This is a genomic window from Polaribacter sp. AHE13PA (assembly GCF_019278505.1).
Classification (GTDB): domain Bacteria; phylum Bacteroidota; class Bacteroidia; order Flavobacteriales; family Flavobacteriaceae; genus Polaribacter.
Window position 1 is genome coordinate 230,022 of sequence record NZ_CP058985.1, and the last position, 13,721, is coordinate 243,742.

Genomic DNA, 13,721 nt, shown 5'->3' on the forward strand with positions numbered 1-13,721 from the left:
GCAATGTTAATGTTTATTTTTCATCCGTATAAAACTGTACTTTTATAGTGATGAAAAATAATAACAAAAGAAAAGGTTTTGTTTTTAAAACCTACGAAGCGGAACATCAATCTCCTTTCGAAAAATTATTTGAAATTTTTAAGGAACTGATAACGCATACCTCTGGCGATTTTGATGAAGCCATAGATTGGCTACGTTCTTTAGATAAAGAATACAAGCTGACTGATGAAAATTATACCATTGATGATTTTATTGAAGATTTAAAGAAGAAAGGCTATATAAAAGAGGAGGTAAAAGGTGACGGGACTGGAGGTACTAAAATTACTCCGAAAACTGAACGTGCTATTCGTCAGCAAGCGTTGAATCATATTTTTGGAAAAATAAAAAGGAGTGGTGCTGGTAATCATAAAAGTAAATCTCCAGGAATAGGAGATGAGCATACCGGAGATTTAAGGGCGTATCAGTTTGGGGATGCATTGGATAAGGTTTCAGTTACAGAAAGCATCAGAAATGCTCAAATTAATAACGGAATTGATAATTTCAACTTAACCGAAAACGATTTGGTGGTGGAAGAAACCATGCACAAAAGTCAAATGAGTACGGTTTTAATGATTGATATTAGTCACTCTATGATTTTGTATGGAGAAGATAGGATTACTCCTGCCAAAAAAGTAGCTATGGCTTTGGCAGAATTAATTACCACTCGTTATCCTAAAGATACCTTAGATATTATTGTTTTTGGAAATGATGCGTGGGCAATTAAAATTAAAGATTTGCCATATTTACAAGTAGGTCCATATCATACAAATACGGTTGCAGGTTTACAATTAGCCATGGATTTATTGCGAAGAAAAAGAAATACCAACAAACAAATTTTTATGATTACCGATGGAAAGCCAAGTTGTTTGCGTTTGCCAGATGGTCAATACTATAAGAATAGTAATGGTTTAGACAAATACATTGTAAACAAGTGTTATGCAATGGCGCAACAAGCAAGAAAATTACATATTCCGATTACTACTTTTATGATTGCACAAGATCCATACTTAATGCAATTTATAAGAGCTTTTACAAAAGCGAATCAAGGAAAAGCATTTTATACAGGTTTAAAAGGATTGGGAGAAATGATTTTTGAAGATTACGAAACCAATAGGAAAAAGAGAATTAGAGGATAATAATAAGTGACAAAATTGCAAAGTAAAAATTACAAAATTTGTTTCAAAGAAAAATATATATGAGCGTAAATACGATAAATTCATTAGGAGAATTAAAAGCATCAGGATACAAATCAAAATCAATTAAAGATGAGTTGAGAGAAAACTTGATTGTGAAAATAAAAAATAAAGAAACAGCTTTTAAAGGAGTTCATGGGTATGAGAATACCGTAATTCCGGAGTTAGAAAGAGCTATTTTAAGTAAGCATAACATTAATTTATTAGGATTAAGAGGACAGGCAAAAACACGTTTGGCTAGATTGATGGTAGATTTATTGGATGAATATATTCCGGTTGTTGAAGGTTCTGAGATTAACGACGATCCTTTAAACCCTATTTCTAGGTTTGCTATTGAGTTGATTAAGGAAAAAGGAGATGATACACCTATATTTTGGTTGCATAGAAATGAGCGTTTTGCAGAGAAATTAGCAACGCCAGATGTTACTGTAGCAGATATTATTGGAGATGTAGATCCTATAAAAGCAGCAAACTTAAAATTGAGTTATGCAGATGATAGGGTCATTCATTACGGAATGATTCCGCGTGCTAACAGATGTATTTTTGTGATTAATGAATTACCAGATTTACAAGCTAGAATTCAGGTGGCACTTTTTAATATTTTACAAGAAGGTGATATTCAAATTAGAGGTTTTAAATTGCGTTTGCCTTTAGATATGCAATTTGTGTTTACGGCAAATCCAGAAGATTATACGAATAGAGGAAGTATTGTAACGCCTTTAAAAGATAGAATTGGCTCGCAGATTTTAACGCATTACCTAGAGGATATTGAAACAGCCAAAACAATTACACAACAAGAAGCAAACAAGGTAGGTTCTCAAAAAGATTTTATAGCAGTACCAGAGCTGGCAAAAGACTTGTTAGAGCAGATTGTTTTTGAAGCTAGAGAAAGTGAGTATATAGATGCTAAAAGTGGTGTAAGTGCACGTTTAAGTATTTCTGCTTTCGAAAACTTATTAAGTACTGCAGAAAGAAGAGCATTACTTTCTGGGGATGATAAAACAATGATTCGTTTAAATGATTTCGACGGAATTATTCCTGCAATTACAGGAAAAGTGGAGTTGGTGTATGAAGGTGAACAAGAAGGGGCACAAGTAGTGGCAGAGACATTAATTAAAAATGCGATTAAAACGTTATTTCCAAGTTATTTTCCGGAGATAAAAAAGTTAGAAAAACAAGAAGAAGAATCTCCTTATGACGATATAATTTCTTGGTTTTTTAATGCTGATGAAGATTTCGAATTGTTAGATGAACACACAGAAGCGCAATACAAAGCAGAGTTAGATAAGGTAAAACCTTTAGATACTTTTCTTAAAAAACACCAACCGAATATGAATGAAACAGATGGGTATTTTGTAAAAGAGTTTATTCTTTGGGCATTGGTAGAGTTTAAAAAACTAAGTAAGTATCGTTTTGCAGAAGGAACACAATTTAAAGATCCTTATGGAAATTTTATAAGTGGACTATAATTAATTACCTCGTTCCACGAGATTTAATATTTTTACTGCACAACCGAATTATTTCTATAATTCGGTTTTTTTTTGTGGTTTCTCTTTTTGCTTGATGTATCCAATATAAATACTGCTTTCTATAACTAGGAGCAAAATTTCTAAAATTGGTAAAAGCTATTTCATTTTTATCAAAGGCAAGTTGTAGGTCATCAGGAATAATTCCTTTTTCGACGGCATCTAAAGCTGTCCAAGATCCATTTTGTTTTGCAATCTCAATTATATCTAATCCACTTTGGTGCATTAAATTATCAGTAATTAAATTTTGAATATAATTTTTATTAACGGCACTCCAAATACTTTTCTGTTTTCTTGGGCAGAAATATTGCCTACGCTTACCATCACCTAAACTTTTTACAGTGGCGTCTATCCAACCAAAACATAAAGCTACTTTTACGGCTTCTTCCCATCGCATAGATTCCTCTATATTTTCTACTTTATAAAATATAAGGTAAACACCTTTAGACAAATTATAATTTTTTGACAACCAATTGCGCCATTCAATATCATTTTTAAAGTAAAATTCGTCTATTTCTTTCATGATTTTTAGATACTAAAATTACCTTTTGTATTTTTTATGTGATTGTTAGTAATTGAAATTTACAATTAAAGCGTGTTGTTTAGAAAGGGAGGTAAATTAAGTAAATTATCTTTATCATTCTCTATTTAGTATTTTTTGATAGTCATAATTATCACAATCATAAAAATGGCAGAACAAATAACGATAGATAGCTCAAGTTTTGGTTGTCCTTAATTTTTTAATTAAATTCAGTGTTATTAATGATTATCTCATAAAAACACAATGAAATGACTGTAAAAAGCTTAAAAAATGAAAATAAAATAAAATTATTGTCCTTTGATATTGACAATACTTTAATTGACTTTCATACCTATAAAAGTAACTTTAAAAAAATATGGGAAAAGTATCATGATCAAAACGATGTGCTTTTAACATATAATACAGGTAGATTAATAGATGACGTCTTAGATTTAATAGATAAAGAGGTGCTTCCAGAACCAGATTATATTATTTCTGGAGTAGGTACACATATTTATAATTTTAAAAAAGGTGCTGTAGAAAAAGAATTTAATGATGTTTTAGATGATGGGTGGAATTTGGAATCTGTAGAAAATATCATTCAAAAAATAAAACACCCTATTAGTGATCAACCAACAAAATTTCAGCATTCTTATAAAAGAAGTTATTTCTTTCATGATGCTAGTAACGATCTTATAGAAAGTATAGAACAAGATTTTGCAGATGCAGATATGGATGTAAATATTGTGTATTCTGGCAATAAGTTTTTAGATGTTTTGCCTAAATGGGCAAATAAAGGAAATGCTTTACGTTGGCTACTAAGAAGATTAAAATTTAAATCTGATCAGGTTTTGGTTGCTGGAGATAGTGGTAATGATTCTGCAATGTTCGATTTAAAAGATGTGTCTGGTATAGTGGTAGCAAATGCACATGACGAATTGTATCTGTATACAAAACATAAAAAGGTTTATCATACAGAAAAAGAAAAAGGTGATGGTATTATAGAAGGACTTATTTTCTATGAAATACTACCAAAAGAAGCGCTTGAAGATACAAATATTGATCACTCAGATGATTTTTTTATTAAAAAAGAGAAAGAAAATATTGCGCAAGAAGATACCGATGAAAAAGTAGCTTTAATTAAAGAAGGATATGTAAAAGCAATTGAAGCTTTAAAGAAAAATATTACACCACTTGGCTTTTCAGCATGTTCAATAAAAGATAATATTCCGAATGGTACAGATGAAAATTATCATAGTGTTTGGGCAAGAGATGGAGCAATTACTGTTATAGGTTCTCTGTCTTTAATTGATGATGAAGAAATTCATACTTGCCAAAGACAAACTTTAGTTACTTTAATAGATAATATTTCTAGAAACGGACAAATACCTGCAAATGTTCGGTTAAAAGATCAAGAACCAGATTATTCTGGAGTTGGTGGAATTTGTTCTATTGATAGTGGTATTTGGGTGGTAATTGCTTTCTACGAATATGTAAATGTTACCAAAGATATTCAGTTTTTAAGAAAATATATTGGAGATATTAAAGAAACCATGCGATGGTTAGGAGCGCATGATAGTAATAATGATGCCCTTTTAGAAATTCCGGAAGCAGGAGATTGGACAGATTTATTTGGTAGAAGTTATAACATTCTATATGACGAAATACTTTGGTATAGATCTAATGTTTGTTTCGGACGTATGTTAGAAATGTTAGGAAATCATGAAGATGCAGGAGAATATATTAGATGGTCTCAGGTAATTAAAAAAGAGATTGTACAAAACTTCTGGCCTTCTACACAGCAAAAATTATTTCAATCGGTTTCATTTGCCGAAAAGCAGTTTACTTTAGGAGATACGTCTTACTTAATTGCACAAACAACACCTTTCGATTTTAGCTGGCGTTGCGATACCCTTGGAAATATTTTAGCCTTTTTACACGGAACCATAGATGCTGAAAAAGCACATCAAACTTTTAAGTTTATGTTGGGGGTCGGAGTTAATGATCCTTTTCCAGTTGCAAATGTATATCCGGTTGTAAGTCCTGGAGATCCTGATTGGAAACCTTATTACACCGTAAATCTCCTGAATTTACCCAACCATTATCATAACGGAGGTATTTGGCCTTTTGTGGGTGGATTCTGGGTGAAATTCGTCAATAAATTAGGGTTTAAAGACATCGCAATAGAAGAACTACATAAACTAGCTTTAATCAATAAAGAAGGAATTAATGAAGAGTGGGAGTTTACAGAGTGGGCACATGGAACTACAGGGAAACCAATGGGGAAAGCCTATCAAGCTTGGTCTGCAGCGCAGTATATATCAGCTTGTAACGATTTAAAAATAATTAAAACTAAAACTAAAAAATAGAAATATGAAATCGATATTAATGATTTCTTTACATGGATATGTAGGGGCACATGCAGAATTAGGAAAACCAGATACAGGAGGTCAAGTAGTATATGTATTAGAATTAGCAGATAGATTTAGTAGATTAGGTAAACGTGTAGATTTGGTAACGCGGCAATTTGAAGATCAACCAGAGTATGATGTTGTAGATGATAATTTTAGTGTTTGGAGAATTCCTTTTGGTGGAAAAAAATTCATCAGAAAAGAAGACATGCACGACCATTTAAAAAAGTTTGTGACCAATACGTTGGCCGCTATAAAAAAAGAAAATAAAAAATACGATGTTGTGTATTCTCATTATTGGGATGCAGGTTGGGCAGGACAAAAAATTGCAGAAGAATTAGGCATTTGTCATGTACATACACCACATTCTTTAGGGTGGTGGAAACAACACTCTATGGGAAGTGATATGGATGAGAAAGAGATGGAGAAAACCTATCGCTTTAAAGAACGTATTAGAAAGGAATATTTTGTGTATCAGATGTGTAATTTTGTGATTGCAACAACACTTCCTCAAGTAGATTTATTGGTACAACAGTATGATGTTTTGTCTAGAAATTGTAGCATGATTCCTCCAGGAATTGATGAAAATAGATTTTTTCCTGTTCCGTCTAAAGAGAATGATAAAATTCGATTGAAATATGATATCAAACCAACCGATATTTTGGCGTTGGGTAGAATGGCGCATAATAAAGGCTACGATTTATTAATACGTTCGTTACCTACGGTTTTTGAACTGTGTCCGGAAGCTAGATTAGTCGCTGCAATTGGAGGAGATTCTCAGCAAGATAGAGACGGAATTGATACTTTAAAAGTATTGGCGAAGGAACTAGGTGTTATGGATAAAATTAAATGGAAAAACTACATTGCTGATGAAGACTTAGCAAACGTATACAGATCTGCAAGTATTTTTGTAATGCCTTCTAGATATGAACCTTTTGGTATGGTTGCTATTGAAGCTATGGCTTGTGGAACACCAAGTGTAATAACGGTTCATGGAGGTTTGTGTGATTTAATTGATTTTGGAAATCAGGCTTTATTTGCAGATCCACACAGACCAAAAGAATTTGGAGCAATGATGGCAATGCCTTTGTTATACCCTAAATTAAGAAACGAAATGTCTGTTGAAGGGGCACGTTTTGCACGTAGAAATTTTGGATGGACAGGGATAGCAAAAAGGATGTTATCAATTTTTGCAAGTTCAATTAATCAAAGAACATCAGAAACTAATATTTATTAAAGTATGTCTAAAATTGTATGTTTTGGTGAAGTTTTGTGGGATGTTTTTCCTACGCATAAAAAAATAGGAGGAGCGCCTTTAAATGTTGCAGTGCGGTTAAAGTCTTTAAATAATGAAGTTGCTATGGTAAGTGCCATTGGTAATGATGACTTAGGTAAGTTGATTTTAAATTACATAAACGATTTAAAAATAAATGCTGATGCTGTTGTAATTTTAGAAGATTATACAACAGGAGAAGTGGCTGTAACGTTAAATGAAAAAGGAGCTGCTACCTATGAAATTGTACATCCGAAGGCTTGGGATAAAATTCCATTTACAGCAACAGCGGCAACATTGGTAAAACAAGCAGATGCTTTTGTTTTTGGAAGTTTAATTACAAGAGACGATGTTTCTAAAAATACACTTTACCAACTTTTAGAATTGGCTAAATATACTGTTTTTGATGTGAATTTAAGAGCACCTTTTTATAACAAAGAAATTCTTATTGATTTAATGTGTAAAGCTGATTTTATAAAATTTAATGATGAAGAATTGTATGAGATAAGTGCTTTTTTAGGTTCCCCTTTTCATAATTTAGAACAAAACATACGTTTTATTGCAAAAAAAACTAAAACAGCACATATTTGCGTTACAAAAGGCGAACATGGTGCTGTTTTATTATATAACAATACATTGTTTTACAATAGTGGTTATAAAATTAAAGTAGTAGACACCGTTGGTTCTGGAGATTCTTTTTTGGCCACATTAATTCATCATTTATTAGACAATCATAATCCGCAGAAATCATTGGATATTGCTTGTGCAGTTGGAGCTTTAGTTGCCCAAAATGAAGGAGCAAACCCTATTATTTCTGAAAACGAAATTTTAGATTTTAGCAGATTATAATTTATTCAATTATTTTAATTTATCTAAAAAAGGCTTTAATTCTAATAGCGTTATATCATCACGTTTTCTTAATTCTTTTAGAAACCAAGCTTTGTGTCCGGCACCATAAGTAATTAAAATACGTTTATTTTGATACTTATATTTCTGTAAAGTTTTCTCAATATTCCAATAATGTGCAATATTAATATTGTCCCAACCACCAAGACCTAATTCTTCATTAAAAAGTCTGTTATAAGCTCCTAATCCAATATTGGAAATACTATCGTAAGTATTGGTGTGTATAAAATAAGGGTCATTTCTGTTACCTGTAATAGCCATAATAGAATCAGATTTTCTATTAGCTTCTCTGTATTGTTTCCAATCAGATTTCCGTAAAGTATCTCTGCTAATGGCTCTTAATTTTTGTTGACGTTCTCTTGCCATAGAAGCAGACCAACCTGCAGTTGGTATAATTTCAAAATCCATAGTTTTTGATAGCGGAAAAATGACTTCTGTATATTCTGGAAAACGAGAAACCCTAGGTTCTGAAATAGAATCATCTCTTTTAAAACCTTTCATCGCTTCTTCAAATCTATTTGGCGGAATTTCAGTTAAAATAAGATCAGGTTTAATTTCTTGAATCAGCTTTGTTAGTTTTTCTATAGAATATTCGTCTGAAGTTAAATGACTACCATGTATCGTTCCTAAAACTAAAACTTCATTCTTTTTATCTTTAGTACAACTAAAAAGTAAAAAGATAAAACTAAGGGCAAAAAGACTTTTAATTATTGTTTTCATATTTATTATCTTAAAATTTTATTAGGGAAAACAACTACACTTTCATGACCGTTTTCGCCAATAGCAGCAACACCAAAAAAGAAATTATCTATTACAATTCCATCTAAAGTAAACTCTGTAGTTTCTACATATCTAGAATTGTCCCAAGTAGGAGAGGTGGTGTCTCTCCAATAAATTTTATACCCTTTGGCTCCGTCAACTTTATTCCATTTTAACTTTACAGAAGCTTCTACAATACCGCCAATAGCTACTTCTTTTGGCGCTTCTGGAGCCCATGCTAAATTGGCCATTGTAATTGCATTAACAGCGGTTAATTTCTTTGCATACTCAAAATTTACATGCTCAAAAGTATCTCCGTATTTTATACCGTTTTCGGTTCTAATGTCTTGATGTTGTTGCGTATAGTTTTCATGTGCTTCCATAATTCTAATACCAGCAAAACCTAAATCATTAAAAGGTCTGTGATGTCCTCCACGGCCAAATCTATCCAATCTATAAATCATCATCGGATTCATTTCTGGCATATAGGTTTTTACATTTTTGTGAATATATCTAGCCAATTGTCTCGAAACTCCATCTACTTCACCACCATAAAACCTACGCATTTTACGTTGGGTTTCTGTTTCGTTTGTAGGTACAGGTTCCGAGAAAATTCTAAAACTACGATTGTCAATTACACCATCTACCCCTTTTATATTTCCAATCATATCATTGTTTAAAACACCAATAATATCCCAACCTTTATCTTTAGCGTACTTGGCTAAACCAGCGCCACCAAACAATCCTTGTTCTTCACCAGAAAGACCTACGTAAATAATACTACTTTCAAATTGATACTTGCTCAATACTCTTGCAGCTTCTATGGTTCCTGCCATTCCAGAGGCATTGTCGTTCGCGCCAGGTGCATCTGTGGTAAAATCCATCGTATCGCTTGCACGAGAATCAATATCACCACTCATAATAATGTATTTGTTTGGGTATTTGGTTCCTTTTTGAACTGCCACAACATTTACAATCCACGCATCATGAGGAACTCTTCTATTACCTTTTTTAGTAACAAAATCCTTTTGATAAAAAGTGTTGATGCAATTGTTACAATTGCTAGATATTTTATCGAATTCGGCTTTTATCCAGCGTCTAGCTGCACCAATACCTCGAGTTGTGGAAATGGTATCTGAAAAAGTATTTCTTGTACCGAATTCTGTTAAGGTTTTTATATCAGCTTTAATATTGTCTGCTGAAACAGAGTTTATAATATCATAAATTTTAAGATCTGTTTGTGCAGAAATAGAAATTGACATCAATAAAAATAATAGTGTAATTTTTTTCATCCGAAGGAAAGTTTAGGCTACTAAATTACAAAACAAAAAAGAGAACAGATTAAAAATCCGTTCTCTTTTATTATTTTATTTAAAATGCTATAAGTTGTTTGAGATCTATCATCAACCTTTAGGTTAAAATAGAGCTTGCAGCATGTACACTATTCATCAATACTAACATGAAATAAAGCATCTCCTTTATTTACGATTGGTGTTTTATTAATACAGAAAATATGACAATCAAACGGCGCATAAATTTTCTTTTTAAACTCACCAAAAGGATCTTGTATTACGCCTAAAACTTCTTTCTTTTTTACAAAGCTTCCGTTTGCTACTCTAATTTTAAACATCCCAGAATCAGATGATCTTATCCACTTTGCCTTATGCACAAAAACAGGAGTTTCTCTAACCGTAATGTCTCCTTCAATAAGACCTAAACGAATTAATACATTTTTAGTTCCGTTAACACCTTCGTTAATAATTGTAGGGTTTAGTTCTTTAGATTTTCCTCCTTCGAAAAGTAAAACGGTTTTACCCATTTTATGTAATGTATCTCTAAGTGATTTTGTAATGTTTTCAGAAAAAACAATCATTGGAGGGTTAAAAACCTTAGCCAATTCTAATGCTTTTTCATCTTCTTTACTACATCTTATTTGTGCAATATTATCGCGATCTCCACCACCTGTATGAAAATCGATAACATAGTCTACAATCGGAGCAATTTCTTTTGTAAATTGATAGGCAAATTGGCTCGCTAACGATCCACCTGCAGAACCAGGAAACATTCTGTTTAAATCACGTCCGTCAGGAAATTCTCTAGTCTGAATTAAATACCCAAAAATATTAAAAACAGGAATGCAAATAATGGTTCCAGTTTTTGGTTTATTAATTTTTAAATTAATGATTTCTCTAATAATTCCTACTCCATTTGTTTCATCACCATGAATACCTGCAAGTAATAAAACAACAGGTCCAGGATTTTGAGAGCGTTCTATAATTATTGGAACCTTAACAGTAGTTCTTGTATGTAATTTTGCTACTTCTAAATCTAAAACGGTACGTTTTCCTAAAGGAATTACTTTTCCTAAAAGGATAAAAGGTTTACTCGACATGAATTTCTAAATAACGAATTATTTCTTTCGCGATATTTTTACCAGTTGCTACCTCAATTCCCTCTAAACCTGGAGAAGAATTTACTTCTAATACCAAAGGTCCTTTAGATGATTGTAACATATCTACTCCGGCAACACCCAAACCTAAAGCTTTGGTTGCTTTTAATGCAGTTTTTTCTTCTTCGTCTGTCAATTCTATGACAGTTGCATTACCACCTCTGTGTAAATTAGAACGGAATTCTCCTTCTTTTCCTTGGCGTTTCATAGCACCAATTACTTTACCATCAACTACAAAAGCTCTAATATCTGCACCACCAGCTTCTTTAATAAATTCTTGCGCAATTACTCTTGCACCCAATCCATTAAAAGCTTCTAAAACGGAGGTTGCTGCGTTTTTGGTTTCAGCCAAAACAACACCTAAACCTTGTGTTCCTTCTAATAATTTTAAAATTAAAGGCGCTCCACCAACAGATTCTACTACGTGTTCTACATCTTTTGTGTAGTTGGTGAAAACTGTTTTTGGCAACCCAACACCAGCTCTTGCTAAAATTTGTAAACTGCTTAATTTATCTCTAGATTTTACTAAAGCTTGAGAAGAAACTGCAGAAAATACTTTCATCATTTCAAATTGACGAATAACAGCAGTTCCATAAAAGGTAACAGAAGCACCAATTCTTGGTATAATAGCATCAATGTTTTCTAAATATTCACCTTTATAAAATATTTTTGGCGATCGTTTTTCAATTTCAATGTTACATTTTAAATGGTCTACAACCATTACTTCATGACCTCTTTTTTCGGCGGATTCTACCAATCTTCTAGTTGAATACAATTTAGGATTTCTAGACAGAATTACAATTCTCATTATATTTTATTTTTTAATTTGTGTGATAAGTTTGTCTTTGTAGTGTCTATCACGAATTTTTTATTTAAAAATTTTCTTCCAAGCAAGATCGGAAACTTCATGTCTTTACGTTCACTTAATGTTAAATGAATAGGGAAGATTTCGTTGAAAATTACAATTTCAGTTTCAACTAAAAACCTTTTTTCTGAAATTCCATTCGAGCTTTTTACCAATTTAGAAGCATAATTTTTTGTAGTAAACTCCTTATTATTGTAAAATGGATGCTCTGGATCTAATAGCTTAAACCTGATAAAATTTTTTCCGTCTATGGTTATTTCTTCAATATTAGAACAATGTATTGATGATGTATAAGCGCCAGAGTCAATTTTTAAATCGATGTCTTCTAAATGGAGTTCCGGGAAATCTGCTTTATCAACACGACCAATGGTTATTTTCATATATTATTTTAAACTGCTGTAAAATTAGTGATACTTATTCGAAATCTTGATAAAATGAAAAAAATTATAAAGAATTATTAAATAACTAATCTAACGATAAGGTTTTTAAAAATTAGATAAATTTTTGATGTTTTAAAACCGATATAAATATCAATTATATTTGAATCTTAAATTTAGATAAATATAGAAAAAAATATAAAACTTTTTTCTTGTTAAGGCTATTCTATTTTAGAAAATGGACTATTCGTTTACAACTTGATTAAAATAGCTATTTATATTTTTTTTATTTTTATTAATGAATTGCAAGTCAGTGTATTAAAAATATAAGTTAAACAAATTAAAGAACTAAGGATACTTCTGTTAAATGTTTTTTAAATGCCTATAGATGTATATATTTGCACCCTAATTATAAATTAAAAGAATAAATATGAAAAAACCTACTATCGGATTTATCGGACTTGGCCTTATGGGTGGTAACATGGTTGAAAATTTGCAAAAAAGAGGTTATGAGTTAACAGTAATGGACCTTAACAAAGATGAGGTTGCAACTGTAATAGCTCGTGGTAATGCTACCGAAGCTAGCTCTCCTAAGGAATTAGCAGAAAAAAGTGATATTATAATGTTTTGTTTAACTACATCTGCTGTAGTTGAAAAGATTGTTTACGGTGAAGATGGAATTTTAGCCGGTATTAAAGAAGGTACTGTTTTAATTGATTTTGGAACTTCAATTCCTGCATCTACGATTAAGATTGGTAAAGATTTAGCAGCTAAAGGAGCTGGTATGATTGATGCACCTTTAGGTCGTACACCTGCACATGCAAAAGACGGATTATTAAATATCATGGCAGCTGGAGATAAAGCTACTTTTGATAAAGTAAAACCAGTTTTAGATGAGCAAGGAGAGAATGTGTTTTATTTAGGAGCTTTAGGAGCAGGTCATACAACTAAGTTAATTAATAACTTTATGGGGATGACTACTGTTGTTGCAATGTCTCAGGCTTTTGCTGCTGCAAAACTTGCAGGAGTAGATACACAACAATTGTTTGATATTATGTCTTCTGGACCGTCAAACTCTCCATTCATGAAATTTTGTAAACATTACGCAGTAGATAACGTAAGTGATTTAGGTTTTTCTATTAACAATGCAAATAAAGATTTAGGTTATTTTGTTCAGATGATGAACGATTTAGGTACTACTTCTAAAATAGCAGAAGCTACTTCTGCAAACCTTCAAGCAGCTGTAGCGGCTGATATGGGAAGCGGAAACGTTCCTGAAATTTTCGATTACTTTACAAGTTTAAAGAAATAATTATTTCCGCAATAGCGGAAGTATAAAATAAGTTTTGATTTTAATATCAAAATGAAATGTATAAAAATACCTCGAGGCTTTGCTTCGAGGT

General features: G+C 31.9%; 12 protein-coding genes. 6 read left to right on the forward strand and 6 right to left on the reverse strand.

All coding sequences use genetic code 11. The features are described 5' to 3' along the window. The first annotated feature begins 50 nt into the window (after positions 1-50). Both H0I28_RS01045 and H0I28_RS01050 read left to right on the forward strand, forming a co-directional pair. The gene (locus H0I28_RS01045; protein WP_218732858.1) at positions 51-1,175 is read left to right on the forward strand and encodes a VWA domain-containing protein; all 1,125 of its coding nucleotides are present in this window, start codon (positions 51-53) and stop codon (positions 1,173-1,175) included. A 59-nt stretch (positions 1,176-1,234) separates the two neighbouring features. Beyond that, entirely contained in the window at positions 1,235-2,701 is a 1,467-nt protein-coding gene (locus H0I28_RS01050) for a magnesium chelatase (protein ID WP_218760138.1), read from the forward strand. Between the two features lie 4 nt (positions 2,702-2,705). On the opposite strand, the gene H0I28_RS01055 is transcribed toward H0I28_RS01050, so the two are convergent. Continuing rightward, positions 2,706-3,281: a YdeI family protein gene (locus H0I28_RS01055; protein WP_218760139.1), complete on the reverse strand. Its 576-nt coding sequence runs from the start codon at positions 3,279-3,281 to the stop codon at positions 2,706-2,708. A 266-nt stretch (positions 3,282-3,547) separates the two neighbouring features. Here H0I28_RS01055 and H0I28_RS01060 point away from each other — a divergent pair, with 266 nt between their 5' ends. Genes H0I28_RS01060 through H0I28_RS01070 form a run of 3 tightly spaced genes read left to right on the forward strand, consistent with a single transcriptional unit; the run spans position 3,548 to position 7,811 of the window. Continuing rightward, complete coding sequence (locus H0I28_RS01060; protein ID WP_218732861.1) at positions 3,548-5,647, forward strand: HAD-IIB family hydrolase; 2,100 nt, start codon at positions 3,548-3,550, stop codon at positions 5,645-5,647. Positions 5,648-5,651: 4 nt separating this feature from the next. Further along, a complete protein-coding gene (locus H0I28_RS01065; RefSeq protein WP_218732862.1) occupies positions 5,652-6,926 on the forward strand; it encodes a glycosyltransferase in 1,275 nt (424 codons plus the stop codon). 3 nt (positions 6,927-6,929) lie between these two features. Continuing rightward, positions 6,930-7,811: a carbohydrate kinase family protein gene (locus tag H0I28_RS01070; protein ID WP_218760140.1), complete on the forward strand. Its 882-nt coding sequence runs from the start codon at positions 6,930-6,932 to the stop codon at positions 7,809-7,811. Positions 7,812-7,820: 9 nt separating this feature from the next. Here the strand turns inward: H0I28_RS01070 and H0I28_RS01075 are convergent, their stop codons facing one another. The 5 genes from H0I28_RS01075 to H0I28_RS01095 all read right to left on the reverse strand — a co-directional run bounded on the left by H0I28_RS01075 (position 7,821) and on the right by H0I28_RS01095 (position 12,321). Further along, positions 7,821-8,588: a hypothetical protein gene (locus H0I28_RS01075; protein WP_218760141.1), complete on the reverse strand. Its 768-nt coding sequence runs from the start codon at positions 8,586-8,588 to the stop codon at positions 7,821-7,823. A gap of 5 nt (positions 8,589-8,593) precedes the next feature. Then, a complete protein-coding gene (locus tag H0I28_RS01080) occupies positions 8,594-9,919 on the reverse strand; it encodes a M28 family peptidase (RefSeq protein ID WP_218760142.1) in 1,326 nt (441 codons plus the stop codon). 149 nt (positions 9,920-10,068) lie between these two features. Further along, positions 10,069-11,019, reverse strand: a complete 951-nt coding sequence (locus H0I28_RS01085; RefSeq protein ID WP_218752436.1) for a succinylglutamate desuccinylase/aspartoacylase family protein — start codon at positions 11,017-11,019, stop codon at positions 10,069-10,071. Then, positions 11,009-11,884, reverse strand: a complete 876-nt coding sequence (rimK, locus tag H0I28_RS01090; protein WP_165732831.1) for a 30S ribosomal protein S6--L-glutamate ligase — start codon at positions 11,882-11,884, stop codon at positions 11,009-11,011. The genes H0I28_RS01085 and rimK overlap by 11 nt, the downstream gene beginning before the upstream one ends. Beyond that, positions 11,884-12,321: a RimK/LysX family protein gene (locus H0I28_RS01095; protein WP_218732867.1), complete on the reverse strand. Its 438-nt coding sequence runs from the start codon at positions 12,319-12,321 to the stop codon at positions 11,884-11,886. The genes rimK and H0I28_RS01095 overlap by 1 nt, the downstream gene beginning before the upstream one ends. A gap of 427 nt (positions 12,322-12,748) precedes the next feature. On the opposite strand from H0I28_RS01095, the gene H0I28_RS01100 reads away from it, so the two are divergent. Beyond that, a complete protein-coding gene (locus H0I28_RS01100; protein ID WP_218732868.1) occupies positions 12,749-13,630 on the forward strand; it encodes an NAD(P)-dependent oxidoreductase in 882 nt (293 codons plus the stop codon). The last annotated feature ends 91 nt before the right edge of the window (positions 13,631-13,721 follow it).

Bases quoted from the DNA above. Each gene is read 5' to 3' on its own strand.
- H0I28_RS01045 (WP_218732858.1), top strand. From the start codon at position 51: ATGAAAAATAATAACAAAAGAAAAGGTTTTGTTTTTAAAACCTACGAA.
- H0I28_RS01050 (WP_218760138.1), top strand. From the start codon at position 1,235: ATGAGCGTAAATACGATAAATTCATTAGGAGAATTAAAAGCATCAGGA.
- H0I28_RS01055 (WP_218760139.1), bottom strand. From the start codon at position 3,281: ATGAAAGAAATAGACGAATTTTACTTTAAAAATGATATTGAATGGCGC.
- H0I28_RS01060 (WP_218732861.1), top strand. From the start codon at position 3,548: ATGACTGTAAAAAGCTTAAAAAATGAAAATAAAATAAAATTATTGTCC.
- H0I28_RS01065 (WP_218732862.1), top strand. From the start codon at position 5,652: ATGAAATCGATATTAATGATTTCTTTACATGGATATGTAGGGGCACAT.
- H0I28_RS01070 (WP_218760140.1), top strand. From the start codon at position 6,930: ATGTCTAAAATTGTATGTTTTGGTGAAGTTTTGTGGGATGTTTTTCCT.
- H0I28_RS01075 (WP_218760141.1), bottom strand. From the start codon at position 8,588: ATGAAAACAATAATTAAAAGTCTTTTTGCCCTTAGTTTTATCTTTTTA.
- H0I28_RS01080 (WP_218760142.1), bottom strand. From the start codon at position 9,919: ATGAAAAAAATTACACTATTATTTTTATTGATGTCAATTTCTATTTCT.
- H0I28_RS01085 (WP_218752436.1), bottom strand. From the start codon at position 11,019: ATGTCGAGTAAACCTTTTATCCTTTTAGGAAAAGTAATTCCTTTAGGA.
- rimK (WP_165732831.1), bottom strand. From the start codon at position 11,884: ATGAGAATTGTAATTCTGTCTAGAAATCCTAAATTGTATTCAACTAGA.
- H0I28_RS01095 (WP_218732867.1), bottom strand. From the start codon at position 12,321: ATGAAAATAACCATTGGTCGTGTTGATAAAGCAGATTTCCCGGAACTC.
- H0I28_RS01100 (WP_218732868.1), top strand. From the start codon at position 12,749: ATGAAAAAACCTACTATCGGATTTATCGGACTTGGCCTTATGGGTGGT.